At 68.5% G+C, this 21,776-nt stretch carries 21 protein-coding genes; 16 read left to right on the top strand and 5 right to left on the bottom strand.

All coding sequences use genetic code 11. The features are described 5' to 3' along the window. The first annotated feature begins 4 nt into the window (after positions 1 to 4). Genes B842_RS08635 through pyk form a run of 7 tightly spaced genes read left to right on the top strand, consistent with a single transcriptional unit; the run spans position 5 to position 5,748 of the window. Positions 5 to 793, top strand: coding sequence for an inositol monophosphatase family protein (locus B842_RS08635; RefSeq protein ID WP_040086168.1), 789 nt, complete (start codon positions 5 to 7; stop codon positions 791 to 793). An 18-nt stretch (positions 794 to 811) separates the two neighbouring features. Continuing rightward, positions 812 to 1,576 carry an imidazole glycerol phosphate synthase subunit HisF gene (gene hisF, locus B842_RS08630; protein WP_040086166.1) on the top strand — a complete coding sequence of 255 codons (765 nt, stop codon included), beginning with the start codon at positions 812 to 814 and terminating at the stop codon, positions 1,574 to 1,576. After that, positions 1,573 to 1,932 (top strand): phosphoribosyl-AMP cyclohydrolase, encoded by a 360-nt coding sequence (gene hisI / locus B842_RS08625; protein WP_040086164.1) that lies wholly within the window; start codon positions 1,573 to 1,575, stop codon positions 1,930 to 1,932. Before hisF ends, hisI begins: the two co-directional genes overlap by 4 nt. 6 nt (positions 1,933 to 1,938) lie before the next feature. Continuing rightward, the gene (locus B842_RS08620; protein WP_040086163.1) at positions 1,939 to 2,565 is read left to right on the top strand and encodes a TIGR02234 family membrane protein; all 627 of its coding nucleotides are present in this window, start codon (positions 1,939 to 1,941) and stop codon (positions 2,563 to 2,565) included. 57 nt (positions 2,566 to 2,622) lie between these two features. Further along, on the top strand, positions 2,623 to 3,426 hold the full coding sequence (locus B842_RS08615; RefSeq protein WP_040086161.1) for an indole-3-glycerol phosphate synthase TrpC: 804 nt from the start codon (positions 2,623 to 2,625) through the stop codon (positions 3,424 to 3,426). A 23-nt stretch (positions 3,427 to 3,449) separates the two neighbouring features. Next, positions 3,450 to 4,307 carry a prolipoprotein diacylglyceryl transferase gene (lgt, locus tag B842_RS08610; protein ID WP_040086160.1) on the top strand — a complete coding sequence of 286 codons (858 nt, stop codon included), beginning with the start codon at positions 3,450 to 3,452 and terminating at the stop codon, positions 4,305 to 4,307. Between the two features lie 10 nt (positions 4,308 to 4,317). After that, on the top strand, positions 4,318 to 5,748 hold the full coding sequence (pyk, locus tag B842_RS08605; protein ID WP_040086159.1) for a pyruvate kinase: 1,431 nt from the start codon (positions 4,318 to 4,320) through the stop codon (positions 5,746 to 5,748). Between the two features lie 63 nt (positions 5,749 to 5,811). On the opposite strand, the gene B842_RS08600 is transcribed toward pyk, so the two are convergent. From B842_RS08600 to B842_RS08585, 4 genes are all read right to left on the bottom strand, one after another. Beyond that, positions 5,812 to 8,190, bottom strand: coding sequence for a glycogen/starch/alpha-glucan phosphorylase (locus B842_RS08600; RefSeq protein WP_040086157.1), 2,379 nt, complete (start codon positions 8,188 to 8,190; stop codon positions 5,812 to 5,814). Positions 8,191 to 8,278: 88 nt separating this feature from the next. Then, entirely contained in the window at positions 8,279 to 9,532 is a 1,254-nt protein-coding gene (locus B842_RS08595; protein ID WP_040086156.1) for an amidohydrolase, read from the bottom strand. A gap of 103 nt (positions 9,533 to 9,635) precedes the next feature. Then, entirely contained in the window at positions 9,636 to 10,916 is a 1,281-nt protein-coding gene (locus tag B842_RS08590; RefSeq protein WP_052437833.1) for an HNH endonuclease signature motif containing protein, read from the bottom strand. 139 nt (positions 10,917 to 11,055) lie between these two features. Next, complete coding sequence (locus B842_RS08585; RefSeq protein ID WP_040086155.1) at positions 11,056 to 12,381, bottom strand: DUF4921 family protein; 1,326 nt, start codon at positions 12,379 to 12,381, stop codon at positions 11,056 to 11,058. Positions 12,382 to 12,411: 30 nt separating this feature from the next. Here B842_RS08585 and B842_RS08580 point away from each other — a divergent pair, with 30 nt between their 5' ends. Beyond that, positions 12,412 to 12,792: a hypothetical protein gene (locus B842_RS08580; RefSeq protein WP_040086153.1), complete on the top strand. Its 381-nt coding sequence runs from the start codon at positions 12,412 to 12,414 to the stop codon at positions 12,790 to 12,792. Here B842_RS08580 and B842_RS08575 read toward each other — a convergent pair. Beyond that, positions 12,762 to 13,850, bottom strand: a complete 1,089-nt coding sequence (locus B842_RS08575; protein ID WP_040086151.1) for a glycerate kinase — start codon at positions 13,848 to 13,850, stop codon at positions 12,762 to 12,764. The two genes, B842_RS08580 and B842_RS08575, sit on opposite strands and share 31 nt — an antisense overlap. Before the next feature lie 141 nt (positions 13,851 to 13,991). Between B842_RS08575 and gdhA the strand changes: the two genes are divergently transcribed. The 8 genes from gdhA to B842_RS08535 all read left to right on the top strand — a co-directional run bounded on the left by gdhA (position 13,992) and on the right by B842_RS08535 (position 21,776). Then, the gene (gdhA, locus tag B842_RS08570; protein WP_040086149.1) at positions 13,992 to 15,335 is read left to right on the top strand and encodes an NADP-specific glutamate dehydrogenase; all 1,344 of its coding nucleotides are present in this window, start codon (positions 13,992 to 13,994) and stop codon (positions 15,333 to 15,335) included. 77 nt (positions 15,336 to 15,412) lie between these two features. Then, on the top strand, positions 15,413 to 16,117 hold the full coding sequence (locus B842_RS08565) for a DivIVA domain-containing protein (protein ID WP_040086148.1): 705 nt from the start codon (positions 15,413 to 15,415) through the stop codon (positions 16,115 to 16,117). A gap of 12 nt (positions 16,118 to 16,129) precedes the next feature. Continuing rightward, positions 16,130 to 16,636: a YceD family protein gene (locus tag B842_RS08560; RefSeq protein ID WP_040086147.1), complete on the top strand. Its 507-nt coding sequence runs from the start codon at positions 16,130 to 16,132 to the stop codon at positions 16,634 to 16,636. Beyond that, complete coding sequence (rnc, locus tag B842_RS08555) at positions 16,633 to 17,394, top strand: ribonuclease III (protein WP_040086146.1); 762 nt, start codon at positions 16,633 to 16,635, stop codon at positions 17,392 to 17,394. The genes B842_RS08560 and rnc overlap by 4 nt, the downstream gene beginning before the upstream one ends. Beyond that, positions 17,372 to 18,199, top strand: a complete 828-nt coding sequence (gene mutM, locus B842_RS08550) for a bifunctional DNA-formamidopyrimidine glycosylase/DNA-(apurinic or apyrimidinic site) lyase (protein WP_040086144.1) — start codon at positions 17,372 to 17,374, stop codon at positions 18,197 to 18,199. Before rnc ends, mutM begins: the two co-directional genes overlap by 23 nt. Positions 18,200 to 18,230: 31 nt before the next feature. Next, a complete protein-coding gene (locus tag B842_RS08545) occupies positions 18,231 to 19,703 on the top strand; it encodes an alanine/glycine:cation symporter family protein (protein WP_040086142.1) in 1,473 nt (490 codons plus the stop codon). After that, positions 19,700 to 19,978: an acylphosphatase gene (locus B842_RS08540; protein ID WP_040086140.1), complete on the top strand. Its 279-nt coding sequence runs from the start codon at positions 19,700 to 19,702 to the stop codon at positions 19,976 to 19,978. Before B842_RS08545 ends, B842_RS08540 begins: the two co-directional genes overlap by 4 nt. A gap of 10 nt (positions 19,979 to 19,988) precedes the next feature. After that, positions 19,989 to 21,776 carry an alpha/beta hydrolase gene (locus B842_RS08535; protein ID WP_052437832.1) on the top strand — a complete coding sequence of 596 codons (1,788 nt, stop codon included), beginning with the start codon at positions 19,989 to 19,991 and terminating at the stop codon, positions 21,774 to 21,776.

Raw genomic sequence — 21,776 nt, 5'->3', positions numbered from 1 at the left:
GGACATGGACGCCCGGGAACTGCTCGCCGTCGCGGAGGCGGTGTGCGACGACGCGGAGAGGATGTTCCTCGCCGGGGTCGGCTCCGACCCGGCCGCGATGAAGAGCCCGGGCGACTTCGCCACCGAGGTGGACCTCGCGATCGAGGCCTACCTGCGGCAGACCCTCACCCAGTTCACCGGCATCCCCGTGCTCGGGGAGGAGGCCGGCGGCTGCTACAGCCACGACGCCGTGTGGGTCGTCGACCCCGTCGACGGCACGGCCAACTTCGCGGCGGGCAACCCGATGTGCGCGATCCTCATCAGCCTGCTCGTCGAGGACCAGCCCGTCGTCGCGATCACCGCCATGCCGCTGCTCGGCCGGCGGCTCACCGCCTACGAGGGGGGACCCGTCCGCCTCAACGGACAGCCGATCACCCCGCTGACGGAGGCGAACCAGCTCGTCGCCCAGGTGGGGTTCTCCTCGGTGGCCTCCCAGGTGCGTTCGCAGTTCCCCTCGCTGCTGCGGCAGGGACTGCTGGCGGAGCTGTCGGCGACGTACCTGCGCCCCCGGATCACCGGTTCGGTCGGCGTCGACCTGGCTTTCACCGCGCAGGGCATCTTCGGCGGGGCCGTGAGCTTCTCCCCGCACGTGTGGGACAACGCGGCGGGCGTCATGCTGGTGCGGGCCAACGGGGGAGTGGTCACCGACATCGAGGGCAACGAATGGACCCCGCGGTCGATCGGCGTTGTGGCGGGTACCGCGCGGGCGCACCAGGCCATCATGAGTACGATGGACGGGATCCTGAACTCATGAACTGAAAGGGGCGGATTCATGGCCGTCGCCATCCGCGTCATCCCCTGCCTGGACGTCGACAATGGTCGCGTGGTCAAGGGCGTCAACTTCGAGAACCTCCGCGACGCCGGTGACCCCGTCGAGCTGGCCGCCCGCTACAACGAGGAGGGCGCCGACGAACTCACCTTCCTCGACGTCTCCGCCTCGAAGGACGGCCGCGGCACCATGCTCGAGGTGGTCAGGAGGACCGCCGAGCAGGTCTTCATCCCGCTGACCGTCGGCGGCGGCGTCCGCTCCGTCGAGGACGTCGACCAGCTGCTGCGTGCCGGCGCGGACAAGGTCTCCGTCAACACCTCCGCCATCGCCCGCCCCGAGCTGCTCCGTGAGCTGGCGGACCGGTTCGGCTCCCAGTGCATCGTGCTGTCCGTCGACGCCCGCCGCACCACCGACCAGCCCTCCGGCTTCGAGGTGACCACCCACGGTGGCACGCGGTCCGCCGGCCTCGACGCCATCGAGTGGGCACGGAAGGGAGAGGAGCTCGGCGTCGGCGAGATCCTGCTCAACTCCATGGACGGCGACGGCACCCGCGACGGCTTCGACCTGGAGCTGCTGCGCCTCGTCCGCGCGGCCGTCTCCGTGCCGGTCATCGCCTCCGGTGGCGCCGGCCGGGCCGAGCACTTCCCGCCGGCCGTCGAGGCGGGTGCCGACGCCGTCCTCGCCGCCAGCATCTTCCACTTCGGCGAGGTCTCCATCGCCGAGGTCAAGGACGCCCTGGCCGCCGCCGGCCACGAGGTCCGCCGATGAACTCCGACAACCCCGCCGACTACACCCTCGACGCCGACATCGCCGCGCGCCTCAAGCTCAACGAGGCCGGCCTGCTGCCCGCCATCGTCCAGGCCCACGGCACCGGTGAGGTCCTCATGATGGCGTGGATGGACACCCACGCGCTGGCCCACACCCTGGCCACCCGTCGGGGCACCTACTACTCCCGCTCGCGTGACGAGTACTGGATCAAGGGCCTCACCTCCGGCCACACCCAGGAGGTCACCGGCGTGCGTCTCGACTGCGACGGCGACACCGTCCTGGTGACCGTGAAGCAGGTCGGCGGCGCGTGCCACACCGGTGACCGCTCCTGCTTCGACGCGGACGAGCTGCTCTAGGGACACATGAAGAATCTGCACCGTCTGTCCGCCCTGCTGCTGGCCCTCGCCGCGGCGCTGCTGTGGGCGGCGTCCCGGATGTCGTGGATCACCGCCGACACCTTCGACGACAAGTCCGGCACCGCCGTGCACGAGGTCATCGGCGGCCTGTGGTCGACCGAGCAGACCGCCGTGGCGCTGCTGCTGGTCGCCGGCTCCCTGGCGGGCCTGGCGCTGCGCCGTGTGGGCCGCCGCCTGGTCGGCGTCGTCTCCGCCCTGGCCGGCATCGGCGTGAGCTGGGCACCGCTGGGCCTGCTGGCCGGCGAGCCGGACCCGCGGCGCGTGCACCAGCTGCTGTCCACCGGCGACGAGGCCCGCATCTCCGACTGGGCCGAGGTCGTCGCCCTCAACGTCAACTCCGCGGGTCCCGCCCTGGCGATGGTCGGCGCCGCGGTCGCGCTGTTCGGTGGCGTGCTGCTGGCCATGCGCCCGGGACAGGACTCCGCGAAGCTCAACCGCTACGAGATCCGCCAGAACCGGGAGGCCAAGATCGTCCACGATCTCGAGGCCGAGCCGGACTCCGGCCGCGTCATGTGGGACGCCCTCGACGCCGACATCGACCCGACCGACCCGCAGAAGCCTCCGCGACCCTGATTTCTTCGTGAGCAAGGTCACGGGATACCCTGTGAGGGATCTCGATCGGAGGTGCGAATGAGCGCTCGTGACCGGCTCATCGCCGGAGTCCTGGAGGAGGTCGCCGCACGCGAGGCCGTCCTGTCCTTCCAGGACGTCAAGGCCCGCTCCCGCGACACCACCCCGGCCCGCGACGGACTGTCCGCGCTGCTGCGCACGGGGTGCAGCGTCATCGCCGAAATCAAGCGGGCGATGAACGGCCGGGTGCTTCTCGACGCCGACGCCCCCATCGCCCACCTCGCCCGCGACTTCGAGGAGGGCGGCGCCCACCTCATCGCCTGCCAGACGGAGCGCCTCCGCTTCCAGGGTTCCCTCCAGGACATGCGCGATGCCCGCGAGGCCGTCGAGCTGCCCATGTTCTGCCGCGACATCATCCTCGACCCGTACCAGATCCACGAGGCCCGCTGCTACGGCGCCGACCTCGTGCCCCTGCAGGTGGAACTGCTCGACCAGAACCGCCTCGTCTCCCTCCTCGACCGCATCGAGTCGCTCGGCATGACCGCCGTCCTCGAGGTGCGCAGCCCCGCGGAGGCGGATCGCGCGATGGAGGCCGGTGCCCGGGTCGTGGCGGTCAACGCGCGCCCGCTGGTGGGCGGGGACGTCGACAGGAAGCTCTTCGCGGAGATCGCGCCGGGCCTGCCCGAGTCGACGGTGCGTATCGCCCTGTCCGGGGTGCACTCGCCCCGGGACCTGCTCTACTACGCGGCCGCCGGCGCGGACGCGGTGGTCGTCGGTGAGGAGCTCATGACCGCGGAGGACCCGCGGCGTCTGACCCGCACCCTCGTCGCGACGGGGCAGCACCCGTCCTGCCCTTCGCGCTGAGGACTCTGGCACACTGTCTTAACGTGCAGACCACTATCCTCGCGAACATCCCGTCCCCACCCCAGGGCGTCTGGTACCTGGGGAAGATCCCACTCCGGGCGTATGCGATATGCATCATGATCGGCATCCTCCTGGCGTTGTGGGTGACCCACCGCCGTTACGCCGCCCGTGGCGGCGACACCGACATGGTGTGGGACGCGGCGATCGTGGCCATCCCCGCCGGCATCATCGGCGGCCGCCTGTACCACGTGATCACGGACAGCGACAAGTACTTCTGCGACACCTGCAACCCGGCCGCCGCCCTCAACATCACCGCCGGCGGCCTGGGCATCTGGGGTGCGGTGGCACTCGGTGCGGTCGGCGTGGCGCTGCTGTTCCGCTGGAAGAAGGTCCCCCTGGCGCCCTTCGCCGACGCCGTGGCACCCGCCGTCATCCTCGGGCAGGCGATCGGCCGCCTGGGCAACTGGTTCAACCAGGAGATCTACGGCCGCCCCACCGACGTGCCGTGGGCGCTGGACATCTACTACCGCGTCGACGCCAACGGTGAGTTCGCCCCGCTGACGGGAACCTCGACCGGTGAGGTCATCACGTCCGTGCACCCGACGTTCCTCTACGAGCTGCTGTGGAACCTCCTCATCTTCGGGCTGCTCATCCTCATCGACCGCCGCTTCCGCATCGCACCGGGTGGACTGTTCGCCCTCTACGTCGCCGGTTACACGCTGGGCCGTTTCTGGATCGAGCTCATGCGCGACGATTCCGCCACGATGATCCTCGGCCAGCGGGTCAACACCTGGGTCTCCGCCGTGGTGTTCCTCGTCTCGATCGCGGTATTCGTGTGGTTGCAGCGACGTCAGCGGGCTGTTGTCCGAGAAACAGAGTAGGTTGGTAGCCGTGTCTAGACGAACCAAGATTGTGTGCACCCTCGGTCCTGCCGTCGCCTCCAAGGACGCGATCACGCGTCTGGTGGAGGACGGCATGGACGTCGCCCGCCTGAACTTCTCCCACGGTGATCACCCCGATCACGAGCAGAACTACAAGTGGGTCCGGGAAGCCACCGATGAGACCGGCCGTGCCGTCGGCATCCTCGCTGACCTCCAGGGCCCGAAGATCCGCCTCGGTCGCTTCATCGACGGTGCCACCGTCTGGGAGACCGGTGAGGTCATCCGCATCACCGTGGACGATGTCGAGGGCACGCACGACCGCGTGTCCACCACCTACAAGAACCTCGCGCAGGACGCCAAGCCCGGCGACCGTCTGCTCGTCGACGACGGCAAGGTCGGCCTGACCTGCCTCGAGGTCGACGGCAACGACGTCGTCTGCGAGGTCACCGAGGGCGGCCCCGTCTCCAACAACAAGGGCGTCTCCCTCCCGGGCATGGACATCTCTGTGCCGGCGCTGTCGGAGAAGGACATCGCCGACCTCGAGTTCGCCCTCAAGCTGGGCGTCGACTTCATCGCCCTGTCCTTCGTCCGCTCCCCGGCGGACGTCGACCTCGTCCACGAGGTCATGGACCGCGTCGGCCGCCACGTGCCGGTCATCGCGAAGCTGGAGAAGCCGGAGGCCGTCCACGCCCTCGAGTCCATCGTCCTCGCCTTCGACGCCATCATGGTCGCCCGCGGTGACCTCGGCGTCGAGGTGCCGCTGGAGCAGGTCCCGCTGGTGCAGAAGCGGGCCATCCAGATCGCCCGCGAGAACGCGAAGCCGGTCATTGTCGCCACGCAGATGCTCGACTCCATGATCGAGAACTCCACCCCGACCCGCGCCGAGGCCTCCGACGTCGCCAACGCCGTCCTCGACGGCGCCGACGCGGTCATGCTCTCCGGTGAGACCTCCATCGGTGTGGACCCGCACAACGTCGTGCGCACCATGGCCCGCATCGTCACCCAGGCCGAGACCGACGGCCACGTGCCGCCGCTGAGCCATGTCCCGCGCACCAAGCGGGGCGTCATCTCCTACTCGGCCCGTGACATCGCCGAGCGTCTCAACGCCCGCGCCCTGGTCTGCTTCACCACCTCCGGTGACACCGCCCGCCGTGTCGCCCGCCTGCACTCGCACCTGCCGCTGCTGGTGTTCACCCCGCACCCGGCGGTCCGTTCGCAGCTGGCCCTCACCTGGGGCGCCGAGACCTTCCTCTGCGCCCAGGCCCTGTCCACCGACGACATGATGGCCGAGCTGGACCGTTCCCTGCTCGCCATGGACGACTACCACCGCGACGACATGATGGTCGTCGTCGCCGGCACCCCGCCCGGGGTCTCCGGCAACACGAACATGATCCACGTCCACCTGCTGGGCGAGGACACGAGTTCCCCGACCGGCAGGTAGCCGGAGAACAGAAAAAGGAGCGGCGGAGAGGATCATCCTCTCCGCCGCTCCTGTCGTGTGCGGCTACTTCACCGGGGTCGGCTCCAGCTTCCACACCTCACGCGCGTAGTCGTTGATGGTGCGGTCGGAGGAGAAACGGCCCGAGGCGCAGATGTTCGCCCAGCACATACGCGCCCAGTGCAGGCGGTCGGCGTAGTCGGCGGCCATGCGGTCGCGGGTCTCGCGGTAGTCGGCGAAGTCACCGAGGACGTAGTAGACGTCCGGGGTCTCCCAGCCGCCGCCGTCGAGAAGCGAGGAACGCAGGTCGTGGAACATGCCGGTGCCGTTGTCGTCCAGGTGGCCGTCGACAAGCGCATCAAGGGTGCGCTTGAGGCCCGGGACGGTCTCGTAGGCGTGCCACGGGTTGTAGGTGGCGCGCAGCTCCGGCAGCTCCTCCTCGCGGGCACCGAAGATGTAGGCGTTCTCGTCGCCCACGGAGTCGTGGATCTCGACGTTCGCGCCGTCCATCGTGCCGAGGGTGAGGGCACCGTTCATCATGAACTTCATGTTGCCGGTGCCGGAGGCCTCCTTGCCGGCGGTGGAGATCTGCTCGGAGACGTCGGTCGCCGGGATGATGCGCTCGGCGGGGGAGACGTTGTAGTTCTCGACGAAGACGACGCGGATGACGTCGTTGACCTCCGGGTCGTTGTTGACCACGTTGGCGATCTCGTTGATGAGCTTGATGATGCCCTTGGCGCGGTAGTAGCCCGGGGCCGCCTTCGCACCGAAGATGAAGGTGCGCGGCGGGACGTCCTGGAGGCCGTCCTCCTTGATGCGCAGGTACAGGTCCAGGATGTACAGCGCGTTGAGCAGCTGGCGCTTGTACTCGTGGAGGCGCTTGATCTGGGTGTCGTAGATCGAGTCCGGGTCGATCTCGATGCCCTGACGCTCCTTGATCCACTCGGCGAACTCGACCTTGTTGGCCGCCTTGATCTCGAGCAGCTCGTTCATCACGGACTCGTCGTCGGCGTAGTGCGCGATCTCCTTGAGCTTGTCCATGTCGGTGACCCACTCGTCGGAACCCACCAGGCGGGTCAGCAGGTCGGACAGGCGCGGGTTGCACATCTTCAGCCAGCGACGCGGGGTGACGCCGTTGGTCTTGTTGTTGAACTTCTCCGGCCAGATGTCGTGCCAGTCGCCGAGGGTGTCACGCTTGATGATCTCGGTGTGCAGCGCGGCGACACCGTTGATGGAGTACGCGGCGTAGCAGGCGATCCAGGCCATGTGGACGTGACCGTCCTGGACCGGGGCCATGCGGGCGATGTGGGCCTCGTCGAAACCACGCTCACGCAGGTCCTCGCGGAAACGACGGTCGATCTCGACGGTGAGCTCCCAGATGCGGCCGAAGAGCTGCTGGAAGATGGAGACGTTCCACTGCTCGAGAGCCTCGACCAGCACGGTGTGGTTGGTGTAGGCGAAGGTGCCGGTGACGATCTCCCAGGCGGCCTCCCAGGTGAGGCCGTGCTCGTCGAGAAGCAGGCGCATGAGCTCCGGGATGGCGAGCACCGGGTGGGTGTCGTTGAGCTGGATGCAGTTGTAGTCGGCGAAGGTCGACAGGTCGCCGTGGTTCTCCAGGTGGGACTCGATCATGGCCTGCAGGGAGGCGGACACGAAGAAGTACTGCTGGCGGACACGCAGGACCTTGCCGGCGTAGGTGGTGTCGTTCGGGTACAGGACGCGGCAGAGATCCATGACGGCCTCACGCTCGACGATGGCGTCGGTGAAGCGCTGGGAGTTGAACGCGTCGTAGTCGAACTCCTCCATCGGCTCGGCCTTCCACAGACGCAGGGTGCCGACGTTGTCGGTGCCGTAGCCGGTGATCGGCATGTCGTAGGGCACCGCGCGCACGGTCATGTCGTCGAAGTGGACGATGCGCGGCTGCTCCTCACGGCGGATGTAGAACGGGTAGCCGTTCTCCTTCCAGGCGTCCGGGTGCTCCGTCTGGAAACCGTTGTCGAAGGCCTGCTTGAACAGGCCGTAACGGTAGAGGATGCCGTAGCCGGTGACCGGCAGGTCCTGGGTGGCGGAGGAATCCAGGAAGCAGGCGGCGAGGCGGCCGAGACCACCGTTGCCGAGTGCCGCGTCGTTCTCCGCCTCGAGGACGTCGCCCAGCTCATGTCCGAGCTCGCGGACGGCCGCGGCGGCCTCGTCGACCATCTCGAGGTTGGTGAGGTTGTTCAGCAGCGCGCGTCCCATGAGGAACTCCGCCGAGAAGTAGTGCTGCTGGCGGACACCCGCGTAGGCCCGGGTGGTGGCCTCCCACTTGTCGGCGATCTGCTCCATGACACTGCGGGAGAGACCGAACCAGAACTTGTAGTCGGTGGCACTCTCCGGGGTCTGACCGGATGCGGCGCGGACGTGTCCACCGACGGTCGAGTTCAGCGGGGGCAGGGTGTCACTCATGGGTTAACTCCTGGGTTGTCGGGCTGGCAAAGGGCTATCTCAGGTAGCCACTTGTCTCAGCATATAGGCACCCCTGGCGTTCCGCGCCTCAGTGACCCAGATAAGCGAGCACACCTGCGGTGGCCGCCCGCGTGGTGGCGGAGACGGTGGGTTCGTATTCGGGGAGGAAAGTGTTCATGTGGTTCACAGGAACGTCCTCCTTCACCCGATTCTCCGCCACCGCGCGGTCCCACAGGTCCTGCGGCGTGCAGCCCACGACCCAGTACATGTAGGGGACGCCGAAGGCCTTGGGGATGTTCGCGAAATCCTCCGACACCGTCGTCCGCTGCGCGTCCACCGACTCGCGTCCGAAGACCTCGTCGAAGACCGGGCGGACGGTGGCGAACACCTCCGGGCTGTTGTCGACGAGCTCGCCGTGACCGAAGAACTCGAAGGTCGGCGCCTCCTCGCTTCCCGACGCCACGCACTCCGCCTCCACCACCCGGCGGATGGCGGCGTAGACTCGGCGCTTCGTGGTCTCACTGTAGAAACGGCAGTTGAGCACCAGTTCCGCGGAGGAGGGGATGATGTTGTTCGTCGTCCCCGAGTGCAGGGAACCCACGGAGATGACGGCGAAGTCGTTGGGGTCCACCGCGCGGCCGACGATGCCCTGCAGACGGATGATGACCATCGCCGCGATATAGGTCGGGTCGATCGCGTTGTGCGGCATGGAACCGTGGGCGGAGCGGCCCGGGATGGTGATGCGGATGGAGTCGCAGGCGGCGAACTGGGGTCCCACCTTTGTCTGTACCTCTCCCGCGCGGCCGGGCATGATGTGCTGGCCGAGGCACACGTCGGGGTGGGGGATGCGGGTGACCAGACCGTCGGCGACCATCGCGGCCGCGCCCTCACCCGTCTCCTCCGCGGGCTGGAACAGGGCGATGAAGGTGCCGGACCAGGCATCCCGGTGGGCGTCGAGAAGCGCACACGTCCCCAGCAGGGCGGTGGTGTGCATGTCGTGGCCGCAGGCGTGCATCACACCCGTCCGGGTGCCGTCCGGGCCGGGGCGCACGCGCGTGGAGGCGAAGGGCACGCCGGTCTTCTCGGTGATCGGGAGGGCGTCGAAGTCGGCGCGGAACAGGGCGGTGGGGCCCTCCCCGTTGCGGAAGACGGCGACGATGCCGAAACCGCCGATGTGGGTGGTGACCTCACAGTCGAAGTCCTCGAGCTTCCGCGCGATCTTCTCCGCCGTCTCGTGCTCGTGTCCGGACAGCTCGGGGCGTTCGTGGAGGTCCTCGTAGAAGGACCTCTGCCAGCTGAGATCGACGTCGTGGTGGGCGAGGAGACGGGCGATGTCGCTCATCGGGGGTTCGGGGACTCCTTGCAGGGGGGGGAGGTGGACTGGTGTCCAGAGTAGAGCAGGGGAGGAGGGAACGGTACCCGGAAAGTGCGCAGTTGCGCACACTTTAGGGGGTGTGACCTGGGGTGACGTCGTCGAAGGTGTCCTGGTGCTCCCATACGTCGAGAAGTTCTTCGTCGCCCTTCGGCACCGGGCCGTGCGAGTAGCGGTCGGAGTGCTGCCCCATCGCCAGATCCAGCATCGGGGGCCCGCTGTCCACCGACGTGTAGGACTCCCCGCCGGGGAAGCGGAAGCGCAGGAGCGACGGGTCACGCTCATCCGGCACGATGACCAGCTCACCGTTGGAGACCATCGCGTGGTGCGTCGGGCACAGGGGTATCAGGTTGTCAAGGTCGGTGGCACCTCCGGAGGCCCAGGCGAGGATGTGGTGGAACTCGAGCCAGCGGGTGCAGGTGCACCCCGGGGTGGCGCAGCGGTAGTGCCAGCGGGTCAGCAGGACCTTGACCTGCGCGGCATTGGCCAGGCGGGAGGTGCGGGAGAGGTTGAGCACGCGTCCGCGGGCATCCCGGATCTGGACCGCGAAGAAACCGTTGAGGATGCTGCGCAGCAGTTCCCCGCTCGCCGCGCCGGGCTGGGTGGGCAGGCTGGCCCGGTCGTCGGGGCCGATGACGATGTTCACCTGCGCGCCGGGGGCGGTGCGGGCAGCCTCCGTGGCGTTGGTGCGGGTGATGTGGCACATCGTGATGAACGCCCCGACGCGGGTGGCGGCGATGGGTGTGCCGAAGCGGGTGTTCGAGGAGTCCGGGCCTGGTTCCGGCTCCGGTACGTCACCGGTGGGGCTCAGTTCCGCGGCCTTGAGGGCGGCGAGGAACTCGGCACCGCGCTCAGGGTCGAGGCTGCCCCAGAAGTTCACGCGCCCGGACTCGGGGTCGACGGCGACGGAGAGCCGGTTGCCCGCCTTGCGTGGGCGTCCACCGACGCGTTCATGGCCGGCGAGGAGGACCTCGAGTTCGGTGATGGCGTGGGCGCGGGCCAGCTCCAGCAGCTCAAGCTCGTTGTTCAGGGTGACGTACTGCAGGAGCAGGCGGACCTTGGAGTAGGAGATGTCGCCCGCCGTGAAGGCCCCGGTGAGCAGGATGAAGGGGCGGAGCGCCCGGCCGACCTGGAGGTACTCGTAGGCGGTTCGCCGCGAGAGGTCCTGGGTGCGCACGGCCCAGTCGGCGGTGGTGGTGGCGCCCAAGGTGCGGGCGAGGCCGCGGTCGTCGAACTCGGCGAGGTGGAGGATGAAGGCGGCCTTGTGGCGGGTGAGGTTGCGGTGGGCGTGCGTGATCGAGGTGGTGAGTTGACGGTCGGTGAGTGTGGACGGCTCGGTGATCGTGGCGAGCAAGAATTCCCCCGGTGGTCGAATTGGTGTTCGATCACGGCCACCGTAGCAGGTGCCCCGGACATGAGATCTCCCAAAGCTGTCGCCGCAGGTCAGCGGGTAAAAAGAGTGCGCAGTTGCGCACTCTCGCACCACCCCGGAACTACTGCAGCAGCGGGTTGTAGAGCAGCGAGTTGCGGCGGGCGGAGCACTCCGTGGCGATCCGGATGTCCTGGGCGATCCGCCCCTCGTCCCGCAGCCGGTACATCGCGGAGACCATGCGGTCACGGACGTTGTCGGGGGACAGGGTGTTGACGAAGATCTTGGTGCCGCCCTCGAAACCGGCGAGCGTCGAGACGCGCCACTTGATGTTCACACGCCAGGGCATGGGCAGGTCCAGGTCGACGGGGCGGTGGTGCCACTCCTCGTTGACGGGCACATCTGGGCCGGTGGCGGCATGGCAGGCGTGGATGAGGTCACTCATGCCGCGGATCTCGGCGTTGGACATCAGCCAGGGTTCCGGGGTGGCGGAACGGGAGTAGATCGTCAGGGTGGGGTAGCGGTGTCCGAAACCGGCGTGGACGACGGCGTGCTCGTTCTCCGCGATGATGAGGTTGCGGTAGCCGGCGTAGTCGACGCCCCACTCGTTGTAGATGTTGTGGTTGTTGCGCAGACGGGAGATCTCCAGCTCGGCCTGGACGGAACGGGCGTCGATGGCCACGAGCTGCTTGTGCAGGTGGTCGAAGGACGCGCCGGCGGGGGCCAGCCAGTTCTGGAACGCCGCGACGTAGGGGGCGTAGCGGTTGCGCTGGTAGAGGTCGTCGATGCCGTCGATCGTGAACAGGGTGAGCGCGAAGTGCTCCTCCGGGGTGAGGGTGCCGGAGGACGCGAGCTCGTTGTCGTGCGTGGCCTCATCGGTGAAGTGACGGCGCGAGATGATGACGTCGTGGCCGCCGCCGAAGTAGGCGGGCGCGTACTCGAGGAGCTTCTCCTCGGAGAGGTCCGCGGACTGCCCGCCGGCGGTGAGACGGGTGCGCACGATGTCGAGCACGTGCCGACGCCCCGCCGGGTCCGCCAGGTACGTCGCCATGCGGGCGGTGGTCTCCGAGTCCATCTCGTAGCCGTAGTTCTTGGCCCAGTAGTCGTAGGAGATGATCTCGAAGAGGTTGGGCACGCGGCGGAACTCGGGCACCGTGTCGTCGAGTTCGTGGGGTAGCAGTCCGTTGAGGATCCGCCACCCGGACCCGTCGCGGACCATGCGAGACTTCTCCGGCGGGGTGGCCAGGGGGGTGGCGGGGCAGAAGGCGCAGCGGTGGTCACGGTCGTGCGGGCCCAGGGGGGCGGGGTCGACGGCCGGTTTCGCCAGGGGGCGGTTGCCCCGGCCCGGAACGGTCCACACCTCGGTCCCGGAGAACGGGTTGACCTGTTTGATCGTTCCGTCGGCCATGATGGTGATGGGGTCGCGGTGCGCGTTGACGGGGAGGTTCATACCCACCAGGTTATTGGCTAGTCTTTCCTCATGCCTGCGATCCAGTTCGATGTCCTTATCCCCGACTCCGCCGCACTCCAGCTCCAGGAGGTGTTCGAGGACGCCATGCGGAAGCTTCTCGACGCCGGGAAGCTCACCGCCGCCGACGTCACCCACCACCACGCCCCGGCTCTCTACGAGGGCATCGAGGAGGGACTGCGCGAGGACCGTGACGATCTCTACGACGCGCAGGTCCACCGCTACGTCATCCGGGTGGAGGGCCAGACGGGTTCCGTGAACCAGCTGGCCATGGTCCTCTCCCGCTTCCTCACGCCGCAGGCCGACCTGCCGCAGGACGCCCTGCTCCTCGAGCAGGAGCAGAACTACGAGGTGGACGCGATCTACCCCTGGGCGGTGGAGATCCGCAGGTAGTCCGCGGCGAGGCGGGCGCCGGCGTCGAAGAGCTGCTTCTCGACGTCCACCGGCTCGCCCATCTCCACCGTGAGCACGTCCTCGCCCGGGTCGACGTCGATACGCCCGGCGACGATGCCGAGCGTGGCGTTGGTGCCCGCGACGATGTCGGCGATGGTGCCGACGACCTTGCCGGTCAGCGACTGCGCGTCGAAGGCCCCCTCACCGGTGATGACGAGGTTCGCCTGCGGGATCGACTCGTTGAGTCCCAGGGCGTCCGCCACGAGCGGCGCGCCGGGCAGCACGTGGATGTGGCTGTCCGTGCCGTGCAGCATCGTGGACAGCCAGTGGATGCCCACCGGCACGGCGCCGGCGGCACCGAAACGCGGGGTGTCCGGGTCGACGCCGAGGGTCTCGGCGGCGTGGGTGAGGGCGGCGTCGAGAAGCGTGACGTCCTCCGCGGACGCCCCCTTCTGCGGTGCGTAGACGGTGGCGGCCTCGGGGACGGTCGCGTCGACGTCGGTGAGCAGGATCCACTCCACGGCCGCGGCCGGGATGTTGAGCTGCGCGGTGTCGATGCTGGCCAGCTGTCCGAGGGACCCGCCGCCCTTCTTCAGGGAGTAGCCCTCCGCGTCGAGTGGTGTCGCGCCGAGTGCCACGAGGATGCCGGTGCCCGCGTCGGAGGTCGCGGAACCGCCCAGGCACAGGACGATGCGGGTGGCGCCGCGGGTCTGGGCGTCGGCGATGAGCACGCCCGTGCCGTAGGTGTCGCCGGTGAGGGGGACGGGGTGGTCCGCCACCGCCGGGAGACCGGAGGCTGCGGCGATGTCGATGTAGGCGGTGGAGCCGTCGAGGACGTAGGAGGCCTCGGTGAGGCGGCCGGCGGCGTCGGTGGTGGGCAGGGTGATGGTCTGGCCGTCGAAGGTGGCGGCGGTGCCCTCACCCCCGTCGGCCATGGGAGCGAGGGTGATCTCGGCGTCCCGGATGATCGAGCGGACACCCTCGCCGATCAGCCGTGCGGCCTGATCGGCGGTGGCAGTGCCCTTGAAGGAGTCGGGGGCGATGATGATGTGGACCATGGGAAGCAGTCTAGGGGTAGTGGGAGTGACATATTCAACTCCGGAGTGACTTGCATGAACCGCGCCGCCCGTGAAAACTATAGGCCGTTAGAAAACCCCATCCCCCGGGCTGCCCGCGACTGCGGGCCGGAAAGGACTCGTATGTCTATTGACGAGCAGGTCTCCTCCTACTACAACATGCTGCTCAAGCGGAACGCAGGAGAGCCGGAGTTCCACCAGGCAGTCGCAGAAGTTCTCGCCTCCCTCAAGATCGTCCTGGAGAAGGATCCGCACTACGCGGACTACGGCCTCATCCAGCGCCTGTGCGAGCCGGAGCGCCAGCTCATCTTCCGTGTGCCGTGGATCGACGACAACGGCGTGGTACAGGTCAACCGTGGTTTCCGAGTACAGTTCAACTCCGCCCTCGGCCCGTACAAGGGCGGCCTACGCTTCCACCCGTCCGTCAACCTGGGCATCATCAAGTTCCTCGGCTTCGAGCAGATCTTCAAGAACTCCCTCACCGGCCTGCCCATCGGCGGCGGCAAGGGCGGCTCCGACTTCGACCCGAAGGGCAAGTCCGAGCTCGAGATCATGCGTTTCTGCCAGTCCTTCATGACCGAGCTGCACAAGCACATCGGCGAGTACAAGGACGTCCCCGCCGGTGACATCGGCGTCGGCGGCCGGGAGATCGGTTTCCTCTTCGGCCAGTACCGTCGTCTGGCCGGCCAGCACGAGTCCGGCGTCCTCACCGGCAAGGGCCTCGCCTGGGGTGGCTCCCTCGTGCGCACCGAGGCCACCGGCTACGGCGCCGTCTACCTCACGCAGGAGATGATGAAGGCCCACGGCGACTCCCTCTCCGGTTCGAAGGTCATCGTCTCCGGCTCCGGCAACGTCGCCATCTACGCCATCGAGAAGGCCCAGGAGCTCGGCGCCACCGTCGTCGGCTTCTCCGACTCCTCCGGCTGGGTCTCCACCCCGAACGGCGTCGACGTCGAGCTGCTCCACGACGTCAAGGAGAAGCGCCGCGAGCGCGTCTCCTGCTACGCCGAGGAGGCCACCGGCGCGACCTTCCACGCCGAGGGCTCCATCTGGGACCTCGCCGCCGACGTCGCCCTCCCGTGCGCCACCCAGAACGAGCTCAACGGCGACCACGCCCGCACCCTGGCCGACAACGGCATCCGCTACGTCGCCGAGGGCGCCAACATGCCCTCCACCCCGGAGGCCATCGAGGTCTTCCGTGAGCGCGGTATCTTCTTCGCCCCGGGCAAGGCCGCCAACGCCGGTGGCGTGGCCACCTCCGCCCTGGAGATGCAGCAGAACGCCTCCCGTGACTCCTGGTCCTTCGAGTACACGGACCAGCGCCTGCACAAGATCATGTCCAAGATCTTCCGCACCATGTCCCGCACTGCCGCAGAGTACGGCCACGAGGGCAACTACGTCGTCGGCTCCAACATCGCCGGCTTCAAGAAGGTCGCCGACGCGATGCTCGCGCAGGGCGTCATCTAAGGCTCTCCACAGGATTCCCTGACCCCCTGGCCCTGCCGCACCACACATTGTGCGGCAGGGCCAGTAATCTTTGAGTCATGTATAGAGTCTTCGAAGCCCTGGACGAGCTCAACCAGACCGTGGAGCAGGCCTACGGCGTGCCCATGACCTCCAACTGCATGGTGCCGCGCAACGACACCCTCGCGCTTCTCGACGATCTGCGTAACGCCCTGCCCGTCGAGATCGACGACGCCCAGGATGTCCTGGACCAGCGCGACGAGATCCTCCGCGGGGCCGAGGACCGGGCCCGCGACATGATCGCCGCAGCCGAGGCGGAGGCCCACGAGATCGTCTCCCGCGCCCGGGCGGACGCCGACCACATGGTCGACGAGGCCCAGCACCGCGCCACCACCATGGTGGCGAAGGCGGAGGACGACGCCGACCACATGGTGACGTCGGCGCGTCGTGAAGCGGAGGACACCATCCACCGTGCCCAGGTCGAGGCCGACCGCCTCATCGAGGACGGCAACGACTCCTACCGGCGCAGCGTCGACGAGGGCATCGCGGAGCAGGAGCGACTGGTCTCCGAGTCCGAGGTCGTGCGTCGCGCGAACGAGGAGGCGCACCGCATCGTCGACGCCGCCCACGCGGATTCCGAGCGTCTGCGCAGCGAGTGCGACGAGTTCGTCGACTCCAAGCTCTCCGAGTTCGAGGGCTCCCTCAACGAGGTCCTGCGCACCGTGACCCGCGACCGTCAGGCGCTGCGTCGGGGCGCAGGTGTGTCCCGCCGCCGAACTGAGTAGGCTCGGTACGTTATGACTTCACCTTTCGTGTTCAACGTCGCCCGTCTCACCGACTTCGCGCAGTGCACCCAGACCGGCCCCGCCCCCACCCGCATCGGGCCGGAGATGATCGGCATCGCCGAGGGCTCGGAGGTCACCGTCGACGCCACCCTCACCCAGCTGGGCGGGGGAGTGCTCGTCGACGCGACCGTCACCGGCCAGCTCACCGGCCAGTGCGTCCGCTGCCTCGCCGACCTCACCCCACCGCTGGAGCTCCGCGTCCAGCAGGTGTTCTCCGGCTCCGACGACTTCGTCACCGGTGACGCCGACGATGAGGGCGAGGTTGACGAGCTGCCGGAGATCGTCGGCGACGAGATCGACCTGCTGCAGGCCGTCATCGACGAGGCCGGGCTGACCCTGCCCTTCAACCCGCAGTGCGAGGGCGGCTGCGACGACTCCGAGACCCCCGCCCCGGACGGCGTCTCCGGCGAGTACCAGCCGCTCGACCCGCGCTGGGCCGACCTGGAGAAGTTCCTGTGAGTCGGAGGCGTTCCCGGCCCACGGGCAAGGAGGCCTGGGCCGCGGCCTTCGCGGCGGTCGACCACACCCCGCTTCTCGACGCCCTCGGGGTCACCGTCTCCGACACCCACCTGCGGCTGGCGCTGACCCACCGCAGCTTCGCCAACGAGAACGGCAACCTGCCGAACAACGAGCGTCTCGAGTTCCTCGGCGACGCCGTCCTCGGCCTGTCCGTGGCCAACCAGCTCTACGACCAGTACCCGTCGCGTCCGGAGTCGGACATCTCGAAGATGCGTGCCTCCATCGTGTCCCGCTTCGGACTGGCCGACATCGCCCGGGAGATCAACCTCGGCCCGCACATCCTGCTCGGCAGGGGAGAGCTGGTCACCGAGGGCCGCGAGAAGGACTCCATCCTCGCGGACACCACCGAGGCGCTGCTGGGCGCGATCTACCTGGAGCACGGTTTCGAGGTCGCCCGCAGCGTGGTCCTGCGCCTGTTCGCGGAGAAGATCAACACTGCGTCGGCAAGCAACATCCACCGCGACTGGAAGACGAACCTGCAGGAGCGGGCCGCGGAGCTCAAGTACCCGATGCCGGTGTACGAGGCCACGTCGACCGGCCCCGAGCACGATCTCACGTTCAGCGCCCTGGTGACCGTCAACGGCGTCGAGCTGGGACGTGGCGTCGGCCCGAGCAAGAAGATCGCCGAGCAGGCCTCCGCGCGCGAGGCCTATCTCGCGCTGAAGGAGAATCCGCGTGCCGGAACTCCCCGAGGTTGAGGTCGTCCGCCGGGGACTCGCGGAACACCTGGGTGGCGCGACCTTCGAGGACGTCACCGTGCTGCACCCCCGCGCGAACCGCGGGCAGGACGCACCCCTGGCGGATCTGCTCGTCGGCGCCCGTATCGACGAGGTACGCCGACGCGGCAAGTACCTCTGGCTGGACCTCGGTGACGACGCCCTCTACGTCCACCTGGGCATGAGCGGGCAGATGCTCGTCGGGGACCCCGGCGTGTGCACGTCACCGCACATGCGCATCCACGCCTCACTCACCGACGCCGCCGGCCGGGCTCGCGAACTCGCGTTCGTCGATCAGCGCACCTTCGGCCGCTGGCTGTACACCCCGCAGGTCGGCGGGGTGCCCGTGCCGGTGGCGCACGTGGCGCTGGATCCGCTGGAGGAGGACTTCGACCGCGTCGCGGTCGCGCGGCTGATCCGCCGGAAACGCTCGCCGATCAAGTCGGTGCTGCTCAACCAGGAGATCGTCAGCGGGATCGGCAACATCTACGCCGATGAGGCCCTGTGGCAGGCGGGTATCGCCCCGACGCGCCGGGCCTCGTCGCTGCTGCAGCGGGAGGCGGTGGCACTGCTGGAGGCGGCCGAGGACGTCATGCGCCGGGCACTCGCGGAGGGCGGCACGTCCTTCGACTCGCTCTACGTCAACGTCAACGGCGAGTCCGGCTACTTCTCCCGTTCCCTCAACGCCTACGGGCGGGAGGGGGAGCCGTGCAGGCGCTGCGGGACGCCGCTGCGGAGGATCGTCATCGGTGGCCGGTCATCTCATTTCTGCGAAAAGTGTCAGTGACCTGGAGCACATTTAGCGCTACCTTTGAGGAATGGAATCACTCGAATCGTTCGTCACAGGGACGATCAACGACAACCTGTGGACCGTCGTACCCTGGCTGCTGATCGCGGCCGGTCTGTACTTCGGAATCCGCACCATCCTCGTACAGATCCGGATGGTGCCCGACATGCTCCGCTCCGTCATGGAGAAGCCCGGTATCCCCGGCAAGAACAAGGATGAGGACTACGGCGGCATCTCCGCCTTCCAGGCCTTCACCATCTCCGCGGCCTCCCGCGTCGGCACCGGCAACATCGCCGGCGTCGCCGTCGCCATCACCCTCGGCGGGCCCGGCGCGGTGTTCTGGATGTGGATGATCGCCATCATCGGTGGTGCCACCGCCTTCGTCGAGTCCACGCTCGCGCAGCTGTGGAAGACCAAAGACGCCCACGGCAACTACCACGGTGGCCCCGCGTACTACATGACCCGTGGCCTCAACGCGCGGTGGCTGGCGGTCATCTTCGCGGTGTTCATCTCCATCACCTACGGCTTCGTGTACAACGCCATCCAGACCAACTCCATCGTCGAGGCCGTCGGTGGTTCCCTCGAGCGCGACGACAACACCTTCAAGATGGTCGTCGGCGGCATGCTCGCGATGTTCACCGCGATGGTCATCTTCGGTGGCGTGCGCCGCATCGCCCACGCCACGCAGATCATCGTGCCGTTCATGGCGATCGCGTACCTCGTGGTGGCGTTCATCGTCATCGCGCTGCGCATCCAGGAGGTGCCGGGTGTGCTCGCCGACATCGTCGGTCACGCCCTGGGACTCCGGGAGATCGCCGGTGCCGCGGTCGGAGCCGCCTTCATGAACGGCATGCGCCGCGGTCTGTTCTCCAACGAGGCCGGCATGGGTTCCGCCCCGAACGCCGCCGCCACCGCGACCGTCTCCCACCCGGTGAAGCAGGGCCTGGTGCAGACCCTCGGCGTGTACTTCGACACCATCGTCATCTGCTCCATCACCGCCGTGATCATCCTGCTGGGCGTCGAGGACATCGCCTACGGGGAAACCGTCCAGGGTGCCGCGCTCACGCAGCAGGCGCTGGCCGGCACCGTCGGGGCGTGGGGCACGCACTTCCTCACGTTCATCCTCTTCTTCCTGGCGTTCTCCTCGATCCTGGGCAACTACTACCTCGCGCAGACGAACATCGAGTACCTCACCGGGTCGGCCGCGGCCCTCACCGTGTTCCGCGTGGTCGTCGTCGGTTTCGTGTTCTTCGGCGCCGTCGGTTCCCTGCCGCTCGTCTGGGCCCTCGGTGACACCTTCGCTGCGACGATGGTGTTCATCAACCTCATCGCGATCGTCCCGCTCGGCGGCGTGGCCATCAAGCTGCTGCGCAACTACGGCGAGCAGCGCAGCCACGGCATCGACCCCGTCTTCCACCGCGACATGCTGCCCGAGCTGAAGAACGTCGAGTACTGGGACGGCTCCGACCCCGTCACCCGCCGCTCCCTCGAGGACCGGGTATGAGACGCCTCGTGATGCTTGTCGACGGCCACGTGCAGGGCGTCGGCTTCCGCTGGTGGGTCCGCGGCGAGGCCGTGGGCCTCGGGCTGACGGGTTACGCGGAGAACCTCAATGACGGCCGTGTGCGGGTTGTCGCGGAGGGACCGGCCGAGGGCGTCGACAAGCTCCTCGCCCTCCTGGAGGAACAGCCCTCCACCCGTCGACGTCCCGGCCACGTCACCTCCGTCACGTGGGACCGGGAGGAACCGGTCGGGGAGCGGGGCTTCCACACCGCCTAGGATCCCCGGTATGGAGACCACACAGTCCGGCGTCCCGGTCCTGCTGTTCCTGCACGGGGTGGGGGAGGGCGACCCGGCGGGCCGGTGGCGAGCCGCCCTCGAGACGGCGCTGCCCGGGGTCGGATATCCCGGGCTGTCCGACGTCCGGGTCATCTCCCCCTGGTACGCGGATGCACTGCGCGAACGCGGTGAGAAGGTGCGGATGCCCGGCACCACCGTGGGGAAGCTGCGGAAGGAGGCCCTCGACGCCCACCGCCGCGACCTCGTGCAGCGGACGGCGGCGATGGAGCAGATGCTGGGGCGGCACGTCAGGGGACAGGACGCCCCCTTGGCGACGGCGGTGGTCAACGCAGCCGTCGGCAGCCCGGGCTTCGTGCAGGCACAGAACTACCTCCAGGACGAGGGCGTCCGCGCGCAGGTGCTCACCCGGATTCTGGGGGAGCTGCCGGAGTCGGGGCGCATCGTCATCGTCGGTCACAGTCTCGGGTCGGTGATCGCGGCGGACCTCCTCAGCCGGCTCCCCGCCGGGCTGGAGGTGGCGGGCCTGGTCACCATCGGCAGCCCGCTGGCCAACGCACACTTCGACGTCGGTGCCCTGCACGGACAGCTGAGGAACCCGCCCGCGAACCTGGCCTGGTGGGTCAACCTGTGGAGCGCCTCGGACCCCGTGGCGGCCCTGCGCGGCGTGTCCTCGGTGTTCCCCTGGGTGCTCGACCTCAAGGTGCCCACCTCCCTGCTGCCGGGGCCCTCCCACTCCTCGCGGGCGTACCTCGGCACCGCCGCGGCGGCCACGGCCGTCGGGTACGCACTCTTCGGTTCCCGTTCGCGGGAGATCGTCCTGGCCTCCACCGGCGTCGACATCACCCTCGACCCGCAGGAACGGACCGGCCTCCAGGCGTTGCGCTACGCGCATCTCATCAGCGAGAGGCTCGACGGGGAGCAGGCGGAGCGCTACCGGGGCGCGTTGCGCCTGGTGCAGGCAGCGGTGATCGCCGACATCCGTGTCCGCGCACACCGGAACAACCGGCCCCTGCCCCTCGCCGTTCAGGACCTCGAGCCGGACCTCACCTCGTCGGGGCTGCCCGTGCCACCGGCGAGCAGGCATCTGAGCCAGGAGGAGGCGGTGGTCCCCCTGATTACCCTCGCCGAACAGAATCTTCTGGCACCCTTCGAGATCGACGTCGACAGGAAGGTCCGAATCGAGGCGATGGAGGACCTCACCGCGGGCATGGGCCTGGGCTCCTCCCTCGGGAGAAGCGTCTTCGAGGCGCTGGACGAGGCCACCAGGGTGCTGGAGGGAAAACGGGCGATCCGCTGGGTGAAGTGGGGGACCGTCGCCATCGGGACGTTGGCCCTGGCCCTCGCCACAGGTGGGCTGGCGCTCGCCGCGGCACCGGGACTGGCCGGGGCCGCGGCCGTGACCAGTGCCCTGGCCGGATTCGGGCCGGGCGGCATGATCGGTGGGCTCGTGACCGCCGGCACGTTGGTCTCGGCCGGCACGACCGGCATCGCGGTGGGGGTGCTCAGCCCCGGCACCAGCCCGGAGTCGGTGGAGGCCCTGGTGAAGTCGCAGCTGGCCGTCGTCATCCTGCGGACGAAACTGCACCTGGAACCCGACCCCACCATCTGGATGAGCCTGGCGGAGATGGAGCGGATGCTCCACCGGGAGCGGACCCTCCTGGCCCCGTACTCCGACGAGAAGGCGGAGGTCATCACCGCGCTCGACCGGAAGTTGGCGGCCGTCACTGCCGCGCTCAACCACATGGGCACGGACTCCACATGGCAGGTGTTAGCCTGA

Source organism: Corynebacterium humireducens NBRC 106098 = DSM 45392 (assembly GCF_000819445.1).
GTDB classification, from domain to species: Bacteria; Actinomycetota; Actinomycetes; order Mycobacteriales; family Mycobacteriaceae; genus Corynebacterium; species Corynebacterium humireducens.
Note: the sequence above shows the minus strand (reverse complement) of the source record. Positions and strands in the feature narration are given on the sequence as shown.